21 protein-coding genes are annotated in these 22514 nt (G+C 72.4%); 15 read left to right on the top strand and 6 right to left on the bottom strand.

Annotation, left to right across the window (positions count from 1 at the left end; genetic code table 11):
- Nucleotides 1–37 precede the first annotated feature (37 nt).
- A complete protein-coding gene (locus tag AB0G84_RS34770; protein WP_361330193.1) occupies nucleotides 38–421 on the bottom strand; it encodes a transcriptional regulator in 384 nt (127 codons plus the stop codon).
- On the bottom strand, nucleotides 418–924 hold the full coding sequence (locus tag AB0G84_RS34765; protein ID WP_361330190.1) for a hypothetical protein: 507 nt from the start codon (nucleotides 922–924) through the stop codon (nucleotides 418–420). Before AB0G84_RS34765 ends, AB0G84_RS34770 begins: the two co-directional genes overlap by 4 nt.
- A 526-nt stretch (nucleotides 925–1450) precedes the next feature.
- Here AB0G84_RS34765 and hutU point away from each other — a divergent pair.
- From hutU to hutI, 4 genes are read left to right on the top strand one after another with little or no spacing between them, the layout of a single operon-like run.
- Nucleotides 1451–3121 (top strand): urocanate hydratase, encoded by a 1671-nt coding sequence (gene hutU, locus AB0G84_RS34760; protein ID WP_361330188.1) that lies wholly within the window; start codon nucleotides 1451–1453, stop codon nucleotides 3119–3121.
- A 17-nt stretch (nucleotides 3122–3138) separates the two neighbouring features.
- Nucleotides 3139–4356: an allantoate amidohydrolase gene (locus AB0G84_RS34755; protein ID WP_361330231.1), complete on the top strand. Its 1218-nt coding sequence runs from the start codon at nucleotides 3139–3141 to the stop codon at nucleotides 4354–4356.
- Nucleotides 4347–5702 (top strand): formimidoylglutamate deiminase, encoded by a 1356-nt coding sequence (locus tag AB0G84_RS34750; protein ID WP_361330185.1) that lies wholly within the window; start codon nucleotides 4347–4349, stop codon nucleotides 5700–5702. Before AB0G84_RS34755 ends, AB0G84_RS34750 begins: the two co-directional genes overlap by 10 nt.
- Nucleotides 5703–5719: 17 nt before the next feature.
- Nucleotides 5720–6901: an imidazolonepropionase gene (gene hutI, locus AB0G84_RS34745; RefSeq protein WP_361330182.1), complete on the top strand. Its 1182-nt coding sequence runs from the start codon at nucleotides 5720–5722 to the stop codon at nucleotides 6899–6901.
- A gap of 127 nt (nucleotides 6902–7028) precedes the next feature.
- Here hutI and AB0G84_RS34740 read toward each other — a convergent pair whose 3' ends face one another.
- Nucleotides 7029–7967 carry an RNA polymerase sigma factor SigF gene (locus AB0G84_RS34740; RefSeq protein WP_361330228.1) on the bottom strand — a complete coding sequence of 313 codons (939 nt, stop codon included), beginning with the start codon at nucleotides 7965–7967 and terminating at the stop codon, nucleotides 7029–7031.
- A 261-nt stretch (nucleotides 7968–8228) separates the two neighbouring features.
- Here AB0G84_RS34740 and AB0G84_RS34735 point away from each other — a divergent pair, with 261 nt between their 5' ends.
- From AB0G84_RS34735 to AB0G84_RS34710, 6 genes are all read left to right on the top strand, one after another.
- Complete coding sequence (locus AB0G84_RS34735) at nucleotides 8229–8597, top strand: STAS domain-containing protein (RefSeq protein WP_361330179.1); 369 nt, start codon at nucleotides 8229–8231, stop codon at nucleotides 8595–8597.
- Nucleotides 8598–8771: 174 nt separating this feature from the next.
- Entirely contained in the window at nucleotides 8772–9275 is a 504-nt protein-coding gene (locus AB0G84_RS34730; protein ID WP_361330176.1) for an ATP-binding protein, read from the top strand.
- A gap of 263 nt (nucleotides 9276–9538) precedes the next feature.
- The gene (locus AB0G84_RS34725) at nucleotides 9539–10282 is read left to right on the top strand and encodes an LPXTG cell wall anchor domain-containing protein (protein WP_361330173.1); all 744 of its coding nucleotides are present in this window, start codon (nucleotides 9539–9541) and stop codon (nucleotides 10280–10282) included.
- A 56-nt stretch (nucleotides 10283–10338) separates the two neighbouring features.
- Nucleotides 10339–11466 carry a hypothetical protein gene (locus AB0G84_RS34720; RefSeq protein ID WP_361330170.1) on the top strand — a complete coding sequence of 376 codons (1128 nt, stop codon included), beginning with the start codon at nucleotides 10339–10341 and terminating at the stop codon, nucleotides 11464–11466.
- Nucleotides 11463–12539: a hypothetical protein gene (locus AB0G84_RS34715; RefSeq protein WP_361330167.1), complete on the top strand. Its 1077-nt coding sequence runs from the start codon at nucleotides 11463–11465 to the stop codon at nucleotides 12537–12539. The genes AB0G84_RS34720 and AB0G84_RS34715 overlap by 4 nt, the downstream gene beginning before the upstream one ends.
- Complete coding sequence (locus AB0G84_RS34710) at nucleotides 12539–14005, top strand: hypothetical protein (protein WP_361330164.1); 1467 nt, start codon at nucleotides 12539–12541, stop codon at nucleotides 14003–14005. The genes AB0G84_RS34715 and AB0G84_RS34710 overlap by 1 nt, the downstream gene beginning before the upstream one ends.
- A 79-nt stretch (nucleotides 14006–14084) precedes the next feature.
- On the opposite strand, the gene AB0G84_RS34705 is transcribed toward AB0G84_RS34710, so the two are convergent.
- Entirely contained in the window at nucleotides 14085–15587 is a 1503-nt protein-coding gene (locus AB0G84_RS34705; RefSeq protein WP_361330161.1) for an oligopeptide:H+ symporter, read from the bottom strand.
- A 529-nt stretch (nucleotides 15588–16116) separates the two neighbouring features.
- Here AB0G84_RS34705 and AB0G84_RS34700 point away from each other — a divergent pair.
- Together AB0G84_RS34700 and AB0G84_RS34695 are read left to right on the top strand one after the other, a co-directional pair.
- Entirely contained in the window at nucleotides 16117–16797 is a 681-nt protein-coding gene (locus AB0G84_RS34700) for a response regulator transcription factor (RefSeq protein ID WP_361330158.1), read from the top strand.
- Between the two features lie 15 nt (nucleotides 16798–16812).
- Nucleotides 16813–18060, top strand: coding sequence for an ATP-binding protein (locus tag AB0G84_RS34695; protein ID WP_361330155.1), 1248 nt, complete (start codon nucleotides 16813–16815; stop codon nucleotides 18058–18060).
- A gap of 20 nt (nucleotides 18061–18080) precedes the next feature.
- Here the strand turns inward: AB0G84_RS34695 and AB0G84_RS34690 are convergent, their stop codons facing one another.
- Both AB0G84_RS34690 and AB0G84_RS34685 read right to left on the bottom strand, forming a co-directional pair.
- Nucleotides 18081–18590: a GtrA family protein gene (locus AB0G84_RS34690; protein ID WP_361330152.1), complete on the bottom strand. Its 510-nt coding sequence runs from the start codon at nucleotides 18588–18590 to the stop codon at nucleotides 18081–18083.
- A gap of 135 nt (nucleotides 18591–18725) precedes the next feature.
- Nucleotides 18726–19157, bottom strand: coding sequence for a protease inhibitor I42 family protein (locus AB0G84_RS34685; RefSeq protein WP_361330149.1), 432 nt, complete (start codon nucleotides 19155–19157; stop codon nucleotides 18726–18728).
- A gap of 166 nt (nucleotides 19158–19323) precedes the next feature.
- Between AB0G84_RS34685 and AB0G84_RS34680 the strand changes: the two genes are divergently transcribed.
- The 3 genes from AB0G84_RS34680 to AB0G84_RS34670 are packed head-to-tail and all read left to right on the top strand — an operon-like array spanning nucleotide 19324 to nucleotide 22207.
- Nucleotides 19324–20475: a 5-(carboxyamino)imidazole ribonucleotide synthase gene (locus AB0G84_RS34680; protein ID WP_361330146.1), complete on the top strand. Its 1152-nt coding sequence runs from the start codon at nucleotides 19324–19326 to the stop codon at nucleotides 20473–20475.
- Nucleotides 20472–21035, top strand: a complete 564-nt coding sequence (gene purE, locus AB0G84_RS34675; protein WP_361330143.1) for a 5-(carboxyamino)imidazole ribonucleotide mutase — start codon at nucleotides 20472–20474, stop codon at nucleotides 21033–21035. The genes AB0G84_RS34680 and purE overlap by 4 nt, the downstream gene beginning before the upstream one ends.
- A complete protein-coding gene (locus AB0G84_RS34670) occupies nucleotides 21032–22207 on the top strand; it encodes a dipeptidase (protein ID WP_361330141.1) in 1176 nt (391 codons plus the stop codon). The genes purE and AB0G84_RS34670 overlap by 4 nt, the downstream gene beginning before the upstream one ends.
- Nucleotides 22208–22514 lie beyond the last annotated feature (307 nt).

Genomic DNA, 22514 nt, shown 5'->3' with positions numbered 1-22514 from the left:
CCCGGGGCAGGAGCCGCCGGGGCGGGTGCGGTCGTGGTCATTGTCCCGCCTTTGCGTGCTGTTGCCGGTGGTCTGTGGTCCGGTCGGTGGCCGGCTCTGGTGCCGCCGGGTCGGCGGACGCCAGGGGGCCCGCGCCCTCGACGATCGCCCGGAGCGCCGCCACATGGCCCTCGAAGGCGGTGCGGCCGCGCTGGGTCAGCCGCACCTTGGTGCGGCGCTTGCGCCCGCCGCCCTCCTTGCGGATCTCCAGGTATCCGGCCTCCTCCAGCGTGTGCAGCTGCTTGGAGAGCGCGGAATCGCTGAGCGAGAGGCTGTCGCGGATGAAGGGGAAGTCGGCCCACTCGGTGGCGGCGAGCAGCGCCACGACCGACAACCGGGTGGAGGGGTGGATCAGCTCGTCGAAGCCGCTCGGGGTACTCATCGGCCCACCCCCTCGTGCAGGGCTCTCGCGCCCCGGTCGCGCAGCGTGCTGACCGCCCAGCGGTTGGCCGGGCCGACCATCAGCAGGAACGCGCCTGCCGAGACGGTGGCCTGGATCAGGCTGCCGTACGGCAGCCCCAGCGACTCCACCAGCCGGCCCGAGAGCAGAATCGTCGTGCCGGTCACCGCCATCCCCGCGAAGAACGTGGCGACCTGGCGCCAGCTGTGGCGTGAGCGGTGCAGCCGCATCCGAGAGCGGCGGTTGTAGACCACCGCCAGTCCGCCGAGGAGTACGACATACGCGGCGAGCACCAGCCAGAACGCCCAGTCGGGGAGTGCGAGCCCCCAGCTGGCGATGAAGACCCACATGATTCCGGCCGTGGTGTACGTCGACTTGCTGTCGTGGTGTGCGCATCTTTCGATCTCGTCGTAGACGCGCTCCTGTGGTACCCGGATGCGCTGCAGATCCAGCCAGGCCTGCTCGGCGTCCACCGGTGTGCTCATGCCGTTCGCCTCCCCAAGACGGTCCGGACGGGGATCCCCGTTCACTTTCCCACTAGGAAAGTTAGCGCAGGCTTTCCCAGCAGGCAAGTCGAAACCTGTGGGTGTGGACCGGCGGCGGGCGGCGGGCGGCGGGCGGTGTGTGCCGGACGCCGGACGCCGGGCGTTGGGTGCCGAGTGTCGGGTGTCGGGCGTTGGGCGCCGAGCGGAGTGTCGTGCGCACGCCCCCACTCAGCCCCGTCCCGCCCCCCTTGCGGTCCCGCCCCTTCCCGGCGACGCCGCCCCTCCCTGGCCGCTCCGCTCCTTCCCAGTCGCCCCGCCCCTTCCCCGGCCGCCCCGCCCCTTCCCCGGCCGCCCCGCCCCTCCCCGGCCGCCCTGCCCTCCCGTCCCGGCCGCCCCGCCCTCCCGTCCCGACCGGCCGGTTCCCGTACCCCGCGGCGAGTCGTCTGCCGCATCCTGTTGACTAGTGCTATTCAGCGAAGCCAGTATGTGAATAGCTCAATCCATTCAAGTCGAGGAGGCACGGCCCATGTCGGGACCGCGACCCGTGCGGGCACCGCGCGGTACGGAGCTGAGTGCTCGGGGATGGCAGCAGGAAGCCGCGCTGCGGATGCTGCAGAACAACCTCGATCCGGAGGTGGCCGAACACCCGGACCAGCTCGTGGTGTACGGCGGCACCGGCAAGGCCGCTCGTGACTGGCGCTCCTTCGACGCGATGGTGCGCACGCTCACCACGCTGAAGCAGGACGAGACGATGCTCGTCCAGTCCGGCCGGCCGGTCGGCGTGATGCAGACGCACGAGTGGGCGCCGCGGGTGCTCATCGCCAACTCCAACCTCGTGGGCGACTGGGCCAACTGGGAGGAGTTCCGCCGGCTGGAGGCCCTCGGGCTGACCATGTACGGGCAGATGACCGCCGGTTCGTGGATCTACATCGGCACCCAGGGCATCCTCCAGGGCACCTACGAGACCTTCGCGGCCGTCGCGGCGAAGAAGTTCGGCGGCACGCTCGCCGGGACGATCACCCTCACCGCCGGCCTCGGCGGCATGGGCGGCGCCCAGCCGCTCGCCGTCACCATGAACGACGGCGTCGCGATCTGCATCGACTGCGACCCGCGCGCCATCGAACGGCGCATCGAGCACCGCTACCTCGATGTGAAGGCGGACAGCCTCCAGCACGCCCTCCAGCTCGCCGTGGAGGCCCGCGACCAGCGCAAGCCGCTCTCCATCGGCCTGCTCGGCAACGCCGCGGAGCTGCTGCCGCAGATGCTCGCCGAGGGCGCGCCGATCGACATCGTCACCGACCAGACCAGCGCCCACGACCCGCTGTCGTACCTGCCCGTCGGCATCGACTTCTCCGACATGGCCGCCTACGCCGCCGAGAAGCCCGCCGACTTCACCCAGCGGGCCCGCGAGTCGATGGCCCGGCACGTCGAGGCCATGGTCGGCTTCATGGACGCCGGCGCCGAGGTCTTCGACTACGGCAACTCCATCCGCGGTGAGGCCCAACTGGCCGGGTACACCCGGGCCTTCGCCTTCCCCGGCTTCGTCCCCGCCTACATCCGCCCGCTGTTCGCCGAGGGCAAGGGGCCGTTCCGCTGGGCGGCGCTGTCCGGCGACGCCCGCGACATCGCGGCCACCGACAAGGCGATCCTGGACCTCTTCCCGGAGAACGAGTCGCTGGCCCGCTGGATCAAGCTGGCCGGCGAGCGGGTCCACTTCCAGGGCCTGCCCGCGCGGATCTGCTGGCTCGGCTACGGCGAGCGGGACAAGGCCGGTGAGCGCTTCAACGAGATGGTCGCCGACGGCACGCTGCGGGCGCCGCTGGCCATCGGGCGCGACCACCTCGACTGCGGTTCGGTCGCCTCGCCCTACCGCGAGACCGAGGCGATGAAGGACGGCTCGGACGCCATCGCCGACTGGCCGCTGCTCAACGCCATGGTCAACGTCGCCTCCGGCGCCTCCTGGGTCTCGCTGCACCACGGCGGCGGCGTCGGCATGGGCCGCTCGATCCACGCCGGCCAGGTCACCGTCGCCGACGGCACGCCGCTGGCCGGCGAGAAGATCCGCCGGGTGCTCACCAACGACCCCGGCATGGGCGTCATCCGGCACGTCGACGCCGGCTACGAGCGCGCCGAAGAGGTGGCCGCCGAACGCGGCGTCCGCATCCCGATGCGCGAGGGCGAAGGCGAGGGCGCGTGACCGCCTCGTTCCACGAGATGTGGCAGGAGCTGCGGCCCCTCGGCCGCAGCTCCGCCTCCGGGGGCTACCGCCGCTACGCCTGGACCGGCGCCGACGCCGACTGCCGTGCGTGGTTCCGGGCGCAGGCCGAGGCCCGCGGACTGAGCTACGAGACCGACCGCAACGGCAACCAGTGGGCCTGGCTCGGCGCCACCGGCCACCAGGACGTGGCCCCCGGCGACGCCGTCGTCACCGGCTCCCACCTGGACTCCGTACCGGACGGCGGAGCCTTCGACGGCCCGCTGGGCGTGGTCTCCGCCTTCGCCGCGCTGGACGAACTCCGCCGCAGGGGAGCGGAGTTCGACAAGCCACTGGCGATCGTCAACTTCGGCGACGAGGAGGGCGCCCGCTTCGGGCTGGCCTGCGTCGGCTCCCGACTCGCCGCCGGGGCGCTGACCACCGAGGCCGCGCACCAACTGCGCGACGGCGACGGCATCACCCTCCCACAGGCCATGGAGCGCGCCGGATACGACCCGGAGGCCATCGGCCCGGACCCCGAACGGCTCGCCAGGATCGGCGCCTTCGTCGAACTCCACGTCGAGCAGGGCCGCGCCCTGGACCTGTCCGGCGACCCGGTCGGCATCGCCTCCGCCATCTGGCCGCACGGCCGCTGGCGGTTCGACTTCCACGGCGAGGCCAACCACGCCGGCACCACCCGCCTTCAGGACCGCCGCGACCCGATGCTCAGCTACGCCGCGACTGTGCTCGCCGCCCGCGAGCAGGCCCGGCTGGCCGGTGCCCTGGCCACCTTCGGGAAGATCAGCGTGGAGCCGAACGGCGTCAATGCCATCCCCTCGCTCGTCCGCGGCTGGCTGGACTCCCGCGCCCCCGACCAGGACACCCTGGACACCGTGGTCACCGGGATCGAGCGGGCCGCCACCGAGCGCGCGGCCCGCGACGGCGTGGACCTGACCGTGGTCCGGGAATCCTTCACGCCCGTGGTGGAGTTCCAGCACGCGCTACGGGACGAGCTGGGCGCGATCCTCGGCAAGACGGGGGAGCGGCCGGTGCCGGTCCTGGGCACCGGCGCCGGGCACGACGCCGGTATTTTGTCCGGAACCGTCCCCACGGCCATGCTCTTCGTCCGCAACCCCACCGGCGTCTCGCACTCACCCGCCGAGACGGCGGAGGAGGACGACTGCGTCGCGGGGGTCACCGCACTCGCCGACGTACTGGAGGGGCTGGCGTGCCACTGACCACGCAGGCAACACCGACGACGTACTGGCTCGAACACGCCTGGCTCGGCACCCATGTCGAGCCGGGCGTGGCCGTGGACGTCGCGGACGGGCGGATCACCGCCGTCCGCACCGGCGCCGAGGCCCCGCCGCCCGGCGCCGTCGCGCTGCGCGGCCTGACCGTCCCGGGCCTGGCCAACGCCCACTCGCACGCCTTCCACCGTGCGCTGCGCGGAAGCGTCCAGGTCGGCTCGGGCACCTTCTGGACCTGGCGCGAGGTGATGTACGGCGTCGCCGACCGGCTCACCCCCGAGACCTACTACGCCCTCGCCCGCGCCGTCTACGCCGAGATGGCGCTGGCCGGCATCACCTGCGTCGGGGAGTTCCACTACCTCCACCACGCGCCCGGCGGAGCCCGCTACGACGACCCCAACGCCATGGGCGAGGCGCTGATCGCGGCCGCCGCCGACGCCGGCATCCGCATCACCCTGCTGGACACCGCCTACCTCTCGGCCGGTTTCGGCGCCCCGCCCGACCAGCACCAACTGCGCTTCTCCGACGGCACTGCGGAGGCCTGGGCGGAGCGCGCCGATGCACTCAAGGGCGGTGAGCACGCCCGGATCGGCGCCGCCGTGCACTCCGTACGCGCCGTCCCCGCAGGGCAGTTGGGCACCGTCGCGCACTGGGCCCGCTCCCGGCAGGCCCCGCTGCACGTCCACCTCTCCGAGCAGACCGCGGAGAACGACGCCTGCCGCCAGGCGCACGGCTGCACCCCCACCGAGCTGCTGTCCGAGCACGGGGTGCTGGGCCCGCGCACCACCGCCGTGCACGCCACCCACCTCACCGACGAGGACATCGCGCTGCTCGGCGGCTCCACCACCGGCGTGTGCATGTGCCCCACCACCGAACGCGACCTCGCCGACGGCATCGGCCCGGCCGCCCGCGTCCAGGGCCGGGGCAGCCCGCTGTCGTTGGGCAGCGACAGCCACGCCGTCATCGACCTGCTCGAAGAGGCCCGCGCCATGGAGCTGGACGAGCGGCTGCGCACCCGCACCCGCGGGCACTGGACCGCCGCCGCCCTGCTGCGCGCGGCCACCGCCGACGGCCATGCCGCCCTCGGCTGGGACGAGGCCGGCACCCTCGAGGCCGGCGCGCTCGCCGACCTCACCACGATCGCACTGGACTCCGTACGCACCGCCGGACCACCGCCCCGCCTGGCCGCCGAGACGGCCGTATTCGCCGCCTCCGCCGCGGACGTACGACACACCATCGTCGGCGGGCGGCAGATCGTCCGGGACGGTGTGCACACCCGTGTCCCCGACGTCCCCACCGCCCTCGCAGAGTCCATCGCCGCGGTAAGCGGCTGAAGGAGAACACCCCCGCGATGACGACGAACTCCACGCCGACCACCGCCCTCACCCACATCTCCCAGCTCGTCACCAACGACCCCTCCCTCGGTGCCGGCCCCCTCGGTCTGATCCAGGACGCCGCGGTCGTCATCGACGGTGACCGCATCGCCTGGGTCGGTCCCTCCAGCAAAGCACCCGCCACCGACAACGCGGTCGACGCCGGCGGCCGGGCCGGGATCCCCGGCTTCGTCGACTCCCACTCCCACCTGGTCTTCGCCGGTGACCGCACCGAGGAGTTCAACGCCCGGATGTCGGGGCGCCCCTACTCCGCCGGCGGTATCCGCACCACCGTCGCCGCCACCCGCGCCGCCACCGACGACGCCCTGCACGCCAATGTGGCCCGCTACCTCGCCGAGGGACTCCGCCAGGGCACCACCACCCAGGAGACCAAGTCCGGCTACGGCCTGACCGTCGAGGACGAGGCGCGCGCGCTGCGCATCGCCGCCGACCACACCGACGAGGTCACCTTCCTGGGCGCGCACATCGTCTCGCCCGACTACGCCGACGACCCGGCCGGCTACGTCGACCTGGTGACCGGCCCGATGCTGGACGCCTGCGCCCCGTACGCCCGTTGGGTGGACGTCTTCTGCGAGAAGGGCGCCTTCGACGGCGATCAGGCCCGTGCCGTGCTGACCGCCGGTCAGGCCAAGGGCCTGGTGCCACGGGTGCACGCCAACCAGCTCGGCCACGGCCCCGGCGTCCAGCTCGCCGTCGAGGTCGGTGCCGCCTCCGCCGACCACTGCACCCACCTCAGCGGCGAGGACATCGACGCGCTCGCCCAGTCCGACACCGTCGCCACGCTGCTACCGGGCGCCGAGTTCTCCACCCGCGCCACCTGGCCCGACGCCCGCCGGCTGCTGGACGCCGGAGCCACCGTCGCGCTGTCCACCGACTGCAACCCCGGCTCGTCCTTCACCAGTTCGATGCCGTTCTGCATCGCGCTGGCCGTACGGGACATGGGGATGACGCCGGACGAGGCGGTCTGGTCGGCCACCGCGGGCGGTGCCCGCGCGCTGCGCCGTACCGATGTGGGCCGGATCGCCCCGGGCGCCCGGGCCGACCTGGCCCTCCTGGACGCCCCCTCGCACGTCCACCTCGCCTACCGGCCGGGCGTCCCCCTGGTATCGGCCGTGTGGCACAAGGGCGTTCTCGTCTGAGCACCCGTCCGCGCGCGGCCGGGTGATCCGCACAGCACAGGAGGGCCCGTCCCGAACACCTCGGGGCAGGCCCTCCTCTGCGCGGGCGACTGCCGGCCGCAGTGGGCCGGCAGGGACCGCGGGTCCCTCACTCCTCGACCATCAGGCCCTTACGGAGTCTGACCAGCGTGCGGGAGAGCAGGCGGGAGACGTGCATTTGGGAGATGCCCAGCTCCTCACCGATCTCGGACTGCGTCATATTGGCCACGAACCGCAGCGAGAGGATCTTCCGGTCACGGGGCCCCAGTTCGGCGATCAGCGGCTTGAGGGACTCGACGTACTCGATGCCCTCCAGGCCGTGGTCCTCATAGCCGATCCGGTCCGCCAGCGCACCCTCGCTGTCGTCCTCCTCGGGCTGGGCGTCCAGCGAGCTCGCGGTGTAGGCGTTGCTCGCGGCCATCCCCTCGACGACCTCGTCCCGGGTGATGCCCAGGCGTTCGGCGAGTTCCTGCACGGTGGGGGCGCGGTCCAGCTTCTGCGCCAGCTCGTCGCCCGCCTTGGCCAGGTCCAGGCGGAGTTCCTGCAGGCGCCGCGGTACGCGCACCGACCAACTGGTGTCGCGGAAGAAGCGCTTGATCTCGCCGACGATGGTCGGCATCGCGAACGTCGGGAACTCCACGCCGCGGCTGATCTCGAAGCGGTCGATCGCCTTGATCAGGCCGATGGTGCCGACCTGGACGATGTCCTCCATGGGCTCGCTGCGCGAGCGGAAGCGGGAGGCCGCGAACTTGACCAGGGCGAGGTTGAGCTCGACCAGCGTGTTGCGGACGTACGCGAATTCGTGGGTGCCTTCCTCCAGCGATTCGAGCCGCTCGAAGAGGGTCTTGGACAGAGCCCTCGCGTCCACCGGACCCACCTCGTCGAACGGCGGGATCTCGGGCAGACCGTCGATCTCAGGGGTTCCTGCCAGGTCCGTTTCGGCAGGGAGCGGCTGGGAAGGGATATGCCCGGTCGCGTCGGACAGGGGTGTCGACGATGCGGGCTGCCGGTTGTCGTCAGTGCGCAGTTCGTCGAGCCGGGGTGACATGGTCTCCTCCATCGTTCTCGGCATATGGCTGCCGAAGCCTCTGCGTGAAGCTGCGGTGTGCGGCGCCTCCAAAGCCGGCCGTTTCGAATGTGTCCTTACTACGCCTACCTGCCTTTGCCTGAAGATGGCAAGTGCGTGTTGTCCGTATATTGGGCCATATGCGGATTGTTCGGGTACCGACGGACGTCAGGAAGGCGTAGGGTTCGACGAGCGCAGTCGTAAGCAATCCGGTCGTCTAGAGAGCAAGAGGGGTGCGCACGCATGGACCGCGGGACGGTCGGCAGTGCCAGCCGGGGGCGGCTTCACGTGGAGATCCGCCATCACGGCGCCAGCGCGGTCGTGACGGTCACGGGTGAGCTCGATCACCACACCGCGGATCTGTTGCGTGAGTCACTGGAGGGGTGTGTGGACGACGGATATGCACGCCTGGTGGTGGATTGCTCACGCCTTGAGTTCATGGACTCCACCGGGCTCAATGTGCTGCTCGGTGCGCGCCTGAAGGCAGAGGCCGAGGGGGGCGGGGTTCATTTGGCCGAGATGCAGCCGGTGGTTGCCCGGGTCTTCGAGATCACCGGTGCGGAGGCCGTCTTCACCGTGCACGACTCCCTTGATGCGGCCCTGTCCGACTGACGGTGACGCCGACACCCGGAATGCTGCATTCCGGGCACGTAGTACGTGTCACAACTTCCGTACCCAACAAGTGGGTGTTCTCGCGGTCCGGTCGGGCAGGAGACATCTGAATCCGTTGCAATCAGTCAGTTATCTGTTCTCCGTGAATAGGCGAATCGGTGAGGTGAAGCGCTGATGAGCACCACCCGGCCGTACCCGCCGGGCGATCTCGGCCCGGAGCCGGGCGGCGCCGGTGCTTCCGCCGCCGTACCCCCCGCCGCCGTGCCGGCGGGCCAGATCCGCCGGCTGCGCCTGGCGGGCGCCCGCGGTGCGGTGGCGCGGGCCCGTGACTTCGCCCGGGAGGCCCTGCACGACTGGGGCTGGCTGCCGGCCGCCAGTGCCGATCAGCGCGCCGCGGCCGAGGACGTGCTGCTCGTCGTCTCCGAGCTGGTCACCAACGCCTGTCTGCACGCCGAGGGCCCCGAGGAGCTGCGGCTGCACTGCATCGGCAAAGTGCTGCGCCTGGAGGTCAGTGACCTGGGCGCGGGCTCGCCGGCCCCGCGCAGCCCGCACCGCCCGGGCCGCCCCGGCGGGCACGGCATGTTCATCGTGCAGCGGCTGTGCCTGGACTGGGGCGTGGTGCGCAACGCCGACGGCGCGGGCAAGACCGTGTGGGCGGAGCTCGCCGCACCGGCCTGACCGGTCCGCGGGTACGACGGGGATGAGCGCGGGTCTGCGGGCCCGCGCTGTGTCGTGTCCGGACCGGGTTCCGGTGGGACGTCGCCCGAGGTAGCTCCCCCCCCGGTGGCGGGCCGGAATCCCCCGTCGCAAGGACCCCGCACCGATCGGGGTTGTGCTGTGCCTTCCCATGTCAAGGTCCCCGGCGTACCTTGAGCGGCCGATCTGATGTGCCGTCAGTAACATCCGGCGGTGCGCCCCCACCGGGAGAAGGGGAACCGAACGTGGCCCGCTTCTACGCACAGCACGGCAGGCGCCCGCGCCGGGCGGCCGGCCTGGCCGCCGGCGTCGCGCTGGCGGCGGGGTCCGCGGTGATGTTCACCGCGCCGGCCGCCCACGCCGAGGTCGTCGACGTCAACTACCAGTGCAAAACGCCGATCGGGAACAAGGGCGCGGTCTCGCCCATCGACATCAAGAGCACCCCGAGCGGGGGCGCCTACAAGCTGGTGATGTCCTTCCAAAAGGGCGTCTCCTCCAGCCCCGTGGAGCTGGGCAAGGGCGCCATGAAGCCCAGCGCGCTGATCCAGCTGGGCGGGGCGGAGAGCGGCACGGTGCCGCTCTCGGGTCCGCCCAACGACCAGGCGATTCCGGCCAACACCCCCATCAAGATCAGTGACTTGAGCGGCACCTACACCCCCAAGGGCAGCGGCAAGGTCACCTTCACCGCGTCCACCCTGACCATCAAGGCGCTGGGCACCACCACGACCTGCACCCCCAGCAACCACCCCAAGCCCGCCCTGACCCTCGAGGTGAAGGGCTCCGGAGGCGGCAGCGGCGGCTCCGGCAGCGGCACCTCCGGTTCCGGTGGCTCCGGTGGCGCGACGGCCGGCGGCGGCGCCCCGGGCGGCGAGCTGCCGCAGACCGGGCCCGCGGACTCCGCGCTGGCGCTGGGCACCTTCGGCGGCACGGTGCTGCTGGCCGGTGCGGCCGGGGCGCTCTGGCTGACCCGCCGGCGACGGCACACCTGACGGGCCGCGCCGCACCCCGTCCGCAACGGTCACCGTACGAGCACCAGGAGCCGCCGATGCCGTTCCGTCCTCGCACCGTGGTCCGCGGTGCGGTCCTGGCGACCGCCGCCGTGCTGCTGGCCCCGGCCGCGGCCGGGGCCGCACCGGCGGACCGCGGCTGGTCCGCCGCACCCGCGCCGGGTGCCGGCGCCGAGCCGGGCCCGCAGGACCGTCCGTACGTCTATCTGGAGGGCACGCCGGGCACCGTCCTGACCGACCGGCTGGCCCTGAGCAACCCCACCGGACGCCCCGTCACCGTCCGCCTGCGCGGCTCCGGGTCCCCCGTCGGCGGCTGGCTCCGGCCCGCCTCGACAACGGTCAGGGTCCCGCCGCGGACCCGCGCGGCGGTCCCGTTCACGGTGACCGTGCCGCGCGGGGCGGCCCCCGGCGCGTACCGCGGCGCCGTGGTGGCGGACGGCGGTGGCGGGGAGGGACGGCGGGCCGTGGTGCCGGTGCACCTGCGGATCACCGGGGCGACGCTGTCCGCGCTGACCGTCGAGAACGTCACGGTCAGCGGGCGGGGGAGCGCGGCGGTCATCCGGTACACGCTGGTCAACCGCGGTAACACCACGCTCACCCCGCGGCTGGCGGTGCGCGCCGAGGGGGTGACCGGGACGCTGCTGCGCCGCACCGCCCGCACCCTGCCGGTCCGGCTGCGGCCCGGACAGAGCCTCGACCTGACGGAGCGCTGGCCGGACCCGCCCGCGCTGGACGCGGTGGAGGTGCGCCTCGCGGTGACCGCGGCGGGCGGCGCGGGCGGCTCCGCGACCGCCTCGTACCCGGCGCTGCCCTGGGGCGCGGGCATCGGGGCGGCGCTGGTGCTGGTGGCGGGGACGGCGGGGCTGGTGGCCGTACGGCTGCGGCGCCGTGCCGGGCGCCCGGGCGACGGCGACAGGGGCGGGCAGGGCGGCCCGTTATCCGATGAGCCGGTCGCCGACGGGCGGGCCGACGAGGAACGGGCCGTTGGCGGGCGGCCGGCCGGTCAGTGGAGCGCCGGGCACCGGGGCCGCCGGGAGCGGGCCGCCGGGGAGCGGACCGTCGACGGCGCACCGGGCGGCCCGGCGGCGGACGCATCCGCTCCGGCAGGGGCCCCGGCCGGCCGGGCGACGGACGTGGCGCGCACCGGATCGGGGGCCCGGGCATGAGCGGCGGGACGGGCACCGCAACGGCCCGGCCCGCAGCGGCCCGGCCCGCGGTGACCGGCGGCTCCGGCGCGGGCACCCGGCGGCGCACCACGGCCGCACTGGCCTTGTGCGCGGTGCTGGCCCTGGTCCTGCCGCCGGCCACCGCCGCGGGCGCGGCCGTCCGTTCCGACGACGGGCGCCCCGTCCTCCACCTCTCCCGTACGGAGGCCGGCAAGGGCGGCAGCATCACGGTGACCGGCCGCGGCTGGCGGCCCAAGGCCCTGCTCACGCTGCTGATCTGCGGTCAGAACATGATCGGCGGCAGCAACTCCTGTGCGAACGGGGATGGGCGGGCGGTCACCGCCGACGCCCGGGGCGCCTTCCGCAGGAGCCTCCCGGTCGCCGAGCCGCCCAAGCCCTGCCCCTGTGTGGTGCATGTGGCGACGGTGACCGGCGCGGCGGCCACCGCGGACGCCGCCTTCACGGTCGCCGGCCATCCGGTGGCGCCGCTGCCCGACGAGCCGGCCGGCGGCCGGCTGACGGTGCTCGCCCAGCCGCGGCTGGAGGGCAGCAGCGGCCTGTTGACCTGGTTCGGCGCCCCGCCGCAGCGCGAGCTGAGGGTCACGGTCGGCAATCTCGGTTCGGCGCCGGCCCGGAACCCGGTCTTCCAGGTCGGCACCTCCCACGGGGTCTTCGCACCCCAGTGGGAGGAGCAGCAGTGGCGGGGGACCGTACCCGCCGGGAAGCGGGCCGAGGTCAGACTGCCGGTCGAGCTGGCGGCCGGCGCCCACGGGGACTATCTGGTCTCCCTCAGATACGGCGGCAAGGTCCTGGTCGAGCAGCCCTGGGGGGTCGGCAGACCCTGGGGCGTGACGCTCTTCTGGGTGCTGCTGAGCCTGGTGATCCCCACGGCCGTGTTCCGCATCGGCATGGCGGTCGTGGACCGGGTACGCCCGCGCCGAGGGGCAGTTGCTGCCGGCACAGGTGGCACCACGTCGGCCGGCGGCCCGTCCGCGCTGCCGTGGTTCACCCCGGACACCGCACCGTCCACCACCACATCAACCGAACGACCGACGTCGAAAGGTTCTGCGTGATGAGGCAACGGAGGAGAGCGGCGGTGGCCCCGGTGGCCGCGCTGGTGCTCGCGGGGGCGGGCGTGATGGCCACGGCCGGCACCGCCCGGGCAGCGGAGGTGTCGTACAAGACGGAGTGCCTGCCACCGCCGATATCGGGGATGCCGCCGATCCAGGGCACCACCAAGGTGGACGTCAGCGCGCCCGCGACGGCGAAGGTGGGCGACGAGGTCACGGTGGTCTGGAAGACGGTCGAGGGGGCGTCGAAGAACCCCGACATCCTCGATCTGGGCGCGGACACCGTCCAGCCGACCGGCACGGTCAAGGTGGCCGGGGCGCAGACCGGCGAGGTGTCGATGCAGGGGCCGCGGAAGAACCCGCCGATCCCCAAGGGCGCCCCGATGAAGCTGTCCGACATGACGGGCAAGCTGAAGCTGACCAAGGCCGGTGAGGTCACCCTGGCGCCCGGCTTCTACAACATCAACGTCAACAAGCCGATCTCCACCGACACCAAGTGCTCGCCGAAGGAGCAGGTCAAGCCGGCGGTCACGATCAAGGTGACCGACGGCGGGGGCGGCACGACCGGTGGCACGACCGGCGGCACGAGCGGGGGGACGTCCGGCGGCACCAGCGGCGGTACGTCGGGTGGCACCAGCGGCGGTACGTCGGGCGGCACCAGCGCCGGGACGACCGGCGGCACCGACGGCGGCACGTCCGGTGGCACCAGCGGCGGCACGACCGGCGGCAGCAGCGCGGGCACGACCGGCGGCAGCGGCGGTACGTCCGGTGGCAGCGGCGGCGACCCCGACGGCACCGCGTACAAGGGCAAGGAGATCATGGTCCCCTACGCCTGCAAGACCCCCATCGGCGACAAGAAGGCGACCTCGCCGGTCCAGATCAACGCCGTCAAGAAGGGCGGCAGTTACGACCTGACGGTGCAGTTCAAGAAGTCCGTCATGGACAGCCCCGCGGACATCCCCAAGGGTGCGGTCAAGCCGTCCATGGCCGTGGCGGTGGGCGGTGCGGACAAGGGCTCGGTCGCGGTGCAGGGCCCGCCGAACGCCGGACCCATCAAGTCCGGTGAGCCGATCGCGATCCCCGATCTGAAGGGCACCTACAAGCCGGGTGCCACCGGCAAGGCCACGCTGACCCCGGGGGTGCTCACCGTCAACGCCCTGGGGACCACCACCACCTGCACCCCGGAGAAGGACCCGGGCGTCTCGCTCGCCCTGGACACCTCGGCGCAGCAGGGCGGCACGTCGGGCGGCACGTCGGGCGGTGCGGCGGGCGGCGCCTCGGGCGGCGCCGGGGCCTCCGGCGGCACGGCGGGCCCGGCGAGCGCCTCGGGCGGCAGCGGCGGCCTCGCCGAGACCGGCGCGGGTGACCACGGCGCGCTGACCGCGCTCGGTCTGGTCGCCGGCACGGTCGTCCTGCTCGGTGCCGCGGTCTTCACCTTCACCCCGCGGCGCCGGACGCGCATCCGCTGACCGGCACCTTCCGGAGACGGACGAAGGGGGCGTCGCACCGACGGTGCGACGCCCCCTTCGGACATCCGGGGAGCAGACGTCAGTTGACGCTGCCCATCAGCTCCTTGATCCGCTTGCGGGCCGTCCAGATGCCCAGGCCGGCGGCGACCGCGACGGCGGCTTCCACGCCGACCGCGAAGGTCGTATTCAGGTCGACGCCCGCGGTCGACAGCAGACCGGTGACGGAGTCGCCCGAGGTGACCGCGAGGAACCAGACACCCATCATCTGCGAGCCGTACTTGGCCGGCGCCATCTTGGTGGTGACCGAGAGGCCGACCGGGGAGAGGCACAGCTCACCGACGGTCTGCACGAAGTAGACCGCCACCAGCCACATCGGGCTGACCCGGCCGCCGTTGGCGGCGGTGTCGATCAGCGGGATGAGGAAGACGACGAACGAGACGCCGATCAGACCGAGGCTGGAGGCGAACTTGACGGCGGTGCTCGGCTCCTTGTCGCGCTTGTTCAGCCACAGCCAGGCCGAGGCGACCACCGGGGCGAGCGCCATGATGAAGATCGGGTTCAGCGACTGGTACCAGGACGTCGGGAAGTCGAACCCGAAGAGCTGGTTGGTGGTCGACTTCTCACCGAAGATCGACAGCGTCGAGCCGTTCTGGTCGTAGATCATCCAGAAGACGGCGGCGAGGACGAAGAACCAGATGTAGCCGGAGAGCTTCGACTGCTCCTCGCCGGTCAGCTCCTTGTCGCGCTTCATCCGGAACAGCACGGCGACCGGGATGAACAGACCGGCCAGCGTCAGCGGCACCAGGGCCCAGTTGATGGTGTAGAGACCCGCGGCGACCACGACCACGTAGAAGACCGCGGCGACGGCCAGCCAGATCAGCCCCTGGCGCAGGACCTTGGCCTTGTCCTCGGGCGTCGCCGGCTTGGAGACGAGGTCGCTGGTCGCGCTCAGGTGGCGGGTGCCGATCAGGAACTGGGCGAGACCGAGCGCCATGCCGACCGCGGCCAGCGCGAAGCCGATGTGCCAGTTGACGTCCTCACCGATCGTGCCGATGGACAGCGGCGCGAGGAAGGCACCGAGGTTGATGCCGATGTAGAAGAGCGTGAAGCCGCCGTCGCGGCGCGGATCCGTCGGGCCGCTGTAGAGGTGACCGACCATCGTGGAGATGTTGGCCTTGAGCAGGCCGGAGCCGAGCGCCACCAGCGCCAGGCCCGCGAAGAAGAAGCCCGCGCTGGGCAGTGCCAGCGTCAGGTGACCCAGGATCACCACCGCCCCGCCGACGATGACGGTCTTGCGCGGACCCCAGAAGCGGTCGGCGACCCAACCGCCCGGCATGGCGAGGAGGTAGACCATCGACATGTAGACCGAATAGATGGCCGTGGCTGTGGCGGGGTTCATGTTCATCCCGCCGGGCGCGATCAAATACAGCGGGAGCAGGGCCTTCATGCCGTAGAAGCTGTAGCGCTCCCACATCTCGGTCATGAAGAGAGTGGCCAGTCCTCGGGGATGGCCGAAGAAGGTCTTGCCGCCGTCCGCAGGGTTCCCCTGCTGAGCGGCGCCCTTCGCCAGGCTGGACGCCATAGTGATTCCTTGCTGCTCGGGACGCTTGGGAAGGCCGCACGCGCCCGGTGGGGGATGACCGCATCCGGCGCAGGACCTGCCAACGCCCACGTCCAAGGGGCGCGCTGCCGGGCAGCCTTCTGACAGGCGGCACCAGCAGGACGGTCCCGACGCCGGGATCCACGCCCCCCGTGCTGCTCGCGCGGCGGACCCGGTCGACAGGTCGGTCACTGTGTATCGGGACCGGTGGTGCCGGACCCGCACACAACGAGGGACCGATGACGTCAGGTGCGTCACGGCCCCGGCGGTTGTGCGTTGGACGTTGCCGCCACCATACGTCCGGTTAACCTCGTGTTGGGATGGGTGAGACAACGGTCACACTGTGACCGGGAACTCCGCACGCCTCCTTGCGCGACCGCGCCCGCCCGCGCGCGCCCGCACACGGAACGGCTCGTCGCAGCTCAGGGCGGCTACCCCGGCGCACGGTCCGCCCTGAGCCATCCGCGCTGGTCCACCCCTCGGTCACCACACATCGGACTACCATCGGGCCATGACCCGTGTACTGCTCGCCGAGGATGACGCGTCCATCTCGGAGCCGCTCGCCCGCGCCCTGCGCCGCGAGGGTTACGAAGTCGAGGTGCGCGAGGACGGCCCGACGGCGCTCGACGCCGGTCTCCAGGGCGCCATCGACCTCGTCGTCCTGGATCTGGGGCTGCCCGGCATGGACGGCCTGGAGGTCGCCCGCCGGTTGCGCAACGAAGGCCACTCCTTCCCCATCCTGGTGCTGACCGCCCGGGCCGATGAGGTGGACACCGTCGTCGGCCTGGACGCCGGCGCCGACGACTACGTCACCAAGCCCTTCCGGCTCGCCGAACTCCTCGCCCGGGTACGGGCCCTGCTCCGCCGCGGCTCCACCGCCGAGCCCCAGCAGCCGCCCGCCACCCACGGCGTACGGATCGACGTCGAGTCCCACCGCGCCTGGATGGGCGAGGAGGAACTCCAGCTCACGGCGAAGGAGTTCGACCTGCTGCGGGTCCTGGTACGGGACGCGGGCCGGGTCGTCACCCGCGACCAGCTGATGCGGGAGGTCTGGGACACCACCTGGTGGTCGTCCACGAAGACCCTCGACATGCACATCTCCTGGCTGCGCAAGAAGCTCGGGGACGACGCCGCCAACCCCCGCTACATCGCCACCGTCCGCGGGGTCGGCTTCCGCTTCGAGAAGAGCTGACGAGGTCCAGGACCCGTGCGCCGCCGCCTGATCAACTCCACGCTCGCCGTGGTGCTCGTCGTGATCGCCGTCTTCGGCGTCTCGCTCGTCATTGTCGAGACCCGCACCATCCAGTCCGGTGCGCAGGAGAGCGTGGCCTCCGAGGCGGTCCGGCTCGTGGGGATAGTGGAGAGCCGGCTGGGCAGCGGCGAGAAGATCACGCCGGACGTCCTCTCCGAGCAGATCACCGCCAAGCGGCACGCCGAGATCAAGGTGCCCGGCAAGCCGCCGATCGAGATCGGACACCGCCCCGCGGGCGATGTGATCCAGTCCACCGTGCGCGGCGACCAAGGCGAGTCCGTCACGGTGCAGGAGTCCCGCTCCACGATCAGCTCGGAGATCGGCCGGACGCTGCTGGTCATCCTGGCCGTGGCGCTGCTGGCGATCCTCGCGGCCGTGGTGCTGGCCGTCCGCCAGGGCCGCCGGCTGACCGCGCCGCTCACCGACCTCGCCGAGACCGCCGAGCGGCTGGGCTCCGGCGACCCGCGCCCGCGGCACCGCCGCTACGGCGTCCAGGAGCTGGACCGGGTCGCCGACGTGCTGGACGCCAGCGCCGAGCGGATCGCCCGGATGCTCACCGCCGAGCGCCGGCTGGCCGCGGACGCCTCGCACCAGCTGCGGACCCCGCTGACTGCGCTGTCCATGCGGCTGGAGGAGATCACCGTCACGGACGACCTGGGCACCGTCAGGGAAGAGGCCACCATCGCGCTGGCCCAGGTGGAGCGGCTGACCGATGTCGTCCAGCGGCTGCTGACCAACTCCCGTGACCCGCGCTCCGGCTCGGCGGTCGCCTTCGACCTCGACGAGGTGGTCAAGCAGCAGATCGAGGAGTGGCGCCCGGCCTACCGCAGCGCCGGACGCGCCATCGTCCGCTCCGGCAAGAAGGGCCTACGGGCCGTGGGCACCCCGGGCGCGGTCGCCCAGGTGCTGGCCACGCTGATCGAGAACTCGCTGATGCACGGCGACGGGACGGTCGCGCTGCGTACCCGCGTCACCGGCAACCAGGCGGTCGTCGAGGTCACCGACGCCGGGCCGGGGGTCCCGCCGGACCTCGGCTCTCGGGTCTTCGAGCGGACGGTCTCGGGCCGCAACTCCACCGGGCTGGGGCTGGCCGTCGCCCGGGACCTGGCGGAGGCGGACGGCGGGCGGCTGGAGCTGCTGCAGCAGCATCCGCCGGTCTTCGCGCTGTTCCTGGCCCGTGAGGCGGAGGCGGTCGAGGAGTAGCCGCCCTGCGGGCTGGGCGACTACTTGCGGGAGGCGCTGCGCGGGCGCTGCGACCCGTCGGCGAGGAAGGACTCGGCCGTCTCTATGGCCTCGCGGGCGGGCAGGGTGCGGAAGACCCAGGTGCGGTAGGACCAGAAGCGGAAGAGCGTGGCCAGGCCGATGCCGACGAACTTGAAGACGTTGCTCTGCAGCGGGCTGTCCCAGTGGAAGCCGTAGGTCGCCACGTACAGCAGGCCGTTCTCGATCACCAGGCCGATCGCGCTGAACAGCAGGAAGAGCGTCAGCTCGCGGGTGCGGCCCTGCTTGTCGCGGTCGCGGTAGGCGAAGTAGCGGTAGCCGAGGTAGTTGGTGCCGGTCGCCACGACCGTGGCGATGATGCTGGCCCGTACGACGGGGACGTCGGTCAGATGCCGAACGAGGTTGAACACCGCGAAGTTGACCACGACGCCGGCGCCGCCGACGGCGCCGAACTTCACCAGTTCCCGTACGAGCGCCTCCAGTCTCGACCGCAGTGCGCTCCGCTCACTCATGGTGGTCGTTCAGCTCCCCGGCGTGGACGGTGTTCGCGGCCGTCAACCGCGGCCCGCTCCCTCATGCTAACCACGCCCGGATGGCGGTGCCCGCCGCCTTGTCCCCTCGCGCAACGGACCGTGCGACAAGGGCGGTCAGCCGACCCTGACACGGAAGTTGAGGGTCCGGGCGCCGGGCTCGTCGGCCGCGTCGGCGGTGCACCGCCGACAGCGCAACAGCCGTAAGTCGGTACGTCCCGGGCGCACCGCCTCGAAGTCGAGGAAGCGGGCCGGGCCGCCCACCGACGGGGTGGTGGGGTCGGGGGCCTCGCGCACCCCGGCCGCCCTGAGGACGGCCGGGTCGGGGCGGGGCTCGGCGATGATCCAACGCGCGCCGTCGGCCGGGCCGTCGGTGATCCGCACGCTGAAGCGGTCCCCGGGCGACACCGTGATCTCGGTGTCGTCCGGGCCGAAGACCTCCGGCGCGGACAGCTGGCTGACGACGGAGTGCAGGGCGACCAGCAGCCCCGCGACCGCGACGGCGATCACCAGCGTCCTGGCGCCCTTCGATATGCCGCTGTTGTCCATCCGGCCTCCCCTCGGCCGGGCCCCCGCGCCCGGCGCCCCTCGCACACCCGTGCCTGACACTAATGCCCGGTACGGAGCCCGCTTGCAGTGATCTTCGAACGTGCGAACTCGGAGGATCGTCCAAGCCGGGGTCGGCGCCGAGACGCCGTGCGGATACCCTGGGAGCGTGACATTCCCGGTAGTCGGCATGGTGGGCGGCGGTCAGCTCGCCCGAATGACCCACGAGGCGGGTATCCCCCTCGGCATCAAGTTCAAGCTCCTCAGCGACACCCCGCAGGATTCGGCGGCCCAGGCGGTCAGCGATGTCGTCATCGGCGACTACCGCGACCTGGACACCCTGCGTGCCTTCGCGCGCGGCTGCGATGTGCTCACCTTCGACCACGAGCATGTGCCCACCGAGCACTTGCGGGCCCTGGAGGCGGACGGCATCGCCATCCGGCCCGGTCCGGAGGCGCTGCGGCACGCCCAGGACAAGGGGGTGATGCGGGCGAAGCTGGACGCCATCGGCGTGCCCTGCCCACGGCACCGCATCGTCGCCGACCCCGAGGACGTGGCGCGATTCGCCGCCGAAGGTGAAGGTTTTCCCGTGGTCCTCAAGACCGTCCGGGGTGGCTATGACGGCAAGGGCGTCTGGGTCGTACGATCCTCCAAGGAGGCCGAGGAGCCCTTCCGTGCCGGGGTGCCGGTCCTTGCGGAGGAAAAGGTGGATTTCGTCCGCGAACTGGCCGCCAACATCGTCCGCTCCCCGCACGGCCAGGCCGTCGCCTACCCCGTCGTGGAGTCCGTCCAGGTCGACGGCGTCTGCGACACCGTGATCGCGCCCGCGCCCGAGCTGGACCCCGAGCTGGCCGGCCAGGCCCAGGAGCTGGCGCTGCGGATCGGCAAGGAGCTGGAGGTCGTCGGTCACCTCGCGGTCGAGCTCTTCGAGACGGTCGCGGCCGACGGCACCCCCCGCATCCTGGTCAACGAGCTCGCCATGCGCCCGCACAACTCCGGCCACTGGACCCAGGACGGCGCGATCACCTCGCAGTTCGCCAACCACGTCCGTGCCGTGCTCGACCTCCCGCTCGGCGACCCGCGCCCGCGGGCCCGCTGGACGGTGATGGCCAACGTCCTCGGCGGCGACTTCCCCGACATGTACTCCGCGTACCTGCACTGCATGGCGCGGGACCCGCAGTTGAAGATCCATATGTACGGCAAGGACGTCAAGCCCGGCCGTAAGGTCGGACACGTCAACACCTACGGCGACGACCTGGCGGACGTGCGTGAGCGCGCCGCGCACGCCGCCGGCTACCTGCGAGGAACGATCACCGAATGACGGCCAGCCCCGCACCCGACCGCCGCCCCTCCAACGCCCCCGTAGTCGGCATCGTCATGGGCTCCGACTCGGATTGGCCGGTCATGGAGGCCGCCGCCCAGGCCCTCACCGAGTTCGAGATCCCCTTCGAGGTCGACGTCGTCTCGGCCCACCGGATGCCGCGCGAGATGATCGCCTACGGCGAGGACGCCGCCGACCGCGGCCTGAAGGCGATCATCGCCGGGGCCGGGGGCGCCGCCCACCTGCCCGGCATGCTCGCCTCCGTCACCCCGCTGCCGGTCATCGGTGTCCCGGTCCCGCTGAAGTACCTCGACGGGATGGACTCGCTGCTGTCGATCGTGCAGATGCCGGCCGGGGTGCCGGTCGCCACGGTCTCGGTCGGCGGGGCCCGGAACGCCGGACTGCTCGCCGCCCGGATGCTCGCCGCGCACGACGGGGAACTCCTCGGCCGGATGCGGGAGTTCCAGCAGGAGCTCAACGAACAGGCCACCGAGAAGGGCCGCCGGCTGCGCAACAAGGCCGTCGGCCCGAACGGCTTCGGCTTCGGCGGCGGCAAGTGACGCCGAACGACCGGGAGGCCGCGCGAGACCTGCTCGCCCGGTGGCCGGTCGTCGACGGCCACAACGACCTGCCGTGGGCGCTGCGCGAGCAGGTCCGCTACGACCTCGACCGGCGCGACATCGCCACCGACCAGTCCGCGCACCTGCACACCGACCTGCCCCGGCTGCGGGCCGGCGGGGTCGGCGCGCAGTTCTGGTCGGTGTACGTCCGCGCCGACCTCGCCGGTGACGCGGCGGTCAGCGCCACCCTCGAACAGATCGACGTGGTACGGGAGTTGGTGGCCCGCTACCCGGACGACCTGCGCCTGACGCTGAACGCCGACGGCATGGAGGCGGCCCGCGCCGAGGGCCGGATCGCCTCCCTGATGGGCGCCGAGGGCGGCCACTCCATCAACAACTCGCTGGCCACCCTGCGCGCCCTGTACCGCCTGGGCGTGCGCTACCTGACCCTCACCCACAACCACACCATCGACTGGGCGGACTCCGCGACCGACGCCCCGCGCCATCAGGGCCTGTCGGCATTCGGCGAGGAGGTCGTACGGGAGATGAACCGCTGCGGGATGCTGGTCGACCTCTCGCACGTCTCCGCCGACACCATGCGCGACGCCCTGCGCGTCAGCACCGCGCCGGTGATCTTCTCGCACTCCTCGGCCCGCGCCGTCTGCGACCACCCGCGCAACATCCCCGACGACGTGCTCGCCCAACTGCCCGCCAACGGCGGTGTCGCGATGGCCACCTTCGTGCCGAAGTTCGTGCTGCCGGCCGCCGTCGAGTGGACGCAGCGCGCCGACGAGAACATGCGCGCCCACGGGCTGCACCCGCTCGACACCACCGAGGCCGGGATGACGGTCCAGCGGGCCTTCGAGGCCGCCCACCCGCGGCCCAGGGCCACCGCCGCCACCGTCGCCGACCACCTCGACCACATGCGCGAGGTCGCCGGCATCGACCACCTCGGCATCGGCGGCGACTTCGACGGCACCGCCTTCACCCCGGACGGCCTGGACGACGTCGCCGGCTATCCGAACCTGATCGCCGAACTCCAGCGCCGCGGCTGGTCCAACCCCGACCTGGCCAAACTGACCTGGCAGAACGCGGTCCGGACGCTGCGCGCCGCGGAGGACGTGGCACGCGCCGAACAGCAGCGCCGCGGGCCGTCCCACGCGACGCCTTAACGCCGCTGCCGCTGCGGCGGGCGGCTTTCCCACGTTGTCGGCTTTGCCGCCGTGGCCTGGCGGCTGGGTGCTTTCCGACGTTGTCGGCTTTCGCGCTGTGGCGCCTGCGGCGGGCGGGTCCGCTGCGCGGGGCTGTCGGCTGCGGTGGTGGTCCTGCGGGGGTGGGTGTCCAGACTGCTTCGCTTTACGTCTGGACACCCACCCCCGCAGGCCCACCCCCTCCCGTGGAAGGGGGAGAAAAACGGTGAGTGGGGGCGGGCGTAAGTGGTCCCCGACCGGTAGTCGTGAGACGGGCCCCGGCCCCCAC

Origin of the sequence: Streptomyces sp. NPDC020742 (genome assembly GCF_040641675.1) — a bacterium.
Taxonomy (GTDB): Bacteria; Actinomycetota; Actinomycetes; order Streptomycetales; family Streptomycetaceae; genus Streptomyces.
Note: the sequence above shows the minus strand (reverse complement) of the source record. Positions and strands in the feature narration are given on the sequence as shown.

Coding starts and splice junctions, on each gene's coding strand:
- purE (WP_361330143.1), top strand. CDS start 20,472: ATGACGGCCAGCCCCGCACCCGACCGCCGCCCCTCCAACGCCCCCGTA.
- hutU (WP_361330188.1), top strand. CDS start 1,451: ATGTCGGGACCGCGACCCGTGCGGGCACCGCGCGGTACGGAGCTGAGT.
- AB0G84_RS34700 (WP_361330158.1), top strand. CDS start 16,117: ATGACCCGTGTACTGCTCGCCGAGGATGACGCGTCCATCTCGGAGCCG.
- AB0G84_RS34710 (WP_361330164.1), top strand. CDS start 12,539: ATGAGGCAACGGAGGAGAGCGGCGGTGGCCCCGGTGGCCGCGCTGGTG.
- AB0G84_RS34735 (WP_361330179.1), top strand. CDS start 8,229: ATGGACCGCGGGACGGTCGGCAGTGCCAGCCGGGGGCGGCTTCACGTG.
- AB0G84_RS34740 (WP_361330228.1), bottom strand. CDS start 7,967: ATGTCACCCCGGCTCGACGAACTGCGCACTGACGACAACCGGCAGCCC.
- AB0G84_RS34770 (WP_361330193.1), bottom strand. CDS start 421: ATGAGTACCCCGAGCGGCTTCGACGAGCTGATCCACCCCTCCACCCGG.
- AB0G84_RS34720 (WP_361330170.1), top strand. CDS start 10,339: ATGCCGTTCCGTCCTCGCACCGTGGTCCGCGGTGCGGTCCTGGCGACC.
- AB0G84_RS34690 (WP_361330152.1), bottom strand. CDS start 18,590: ATGAGTGAGCGGAGCGCACTGCGGTCGAGACTGGAGGCGCTCGTACGG.
- AB0G84_RS34730 (WP_361330176.1), top strand. CDS start 8,772: ATGAGCACCACCCGGCCGTACCCGCCGGGCGATCTCGGCCCGGAGCCG.
- AB0G84_RS34755 (WP_361330231.1), top strand. CDS start 3,139: ATGTGGCAGGAGCTGCGGCCCCTCGGCCGCAGCTCCGCCTCCGGGGGC.
- AB0G84_RS34705 (WP_361330161.1), bottom strand. CDS start 15,587: ATGGCGTCCAGCCTGGCGAAGGGCGCCGCTCAGCAGGGGAACCCTGCG.
- hutI (WP_361330182.1), top strand. CDS start 5,720: ATGACGACGAACTCCACGCCGACCACCGCCCTCACCCACATCTCCCAG.
- AB0G84_RS34685 (WP_361330149.1), bottom strand. CDS start 19,157: ATGGACAACAGCGGCATATCGAAGGGCGCCAGGACGCTGGTGATCGCC.
- AB0G84_RS34765 (WP_361330190.1), bottom strand. CDS start 924: ATGAGCACACCGGTGGACGCCGAGCAGGCCTGGCTGGATCTGCAGCGC.
- AB0G84_RS34715 (WP_361330167.1), top strand. CDS start 11,463: ATGAGCGGCGGGACGGGCACCGCAACGGCCCGGCCCGCAGCGGCCCGG.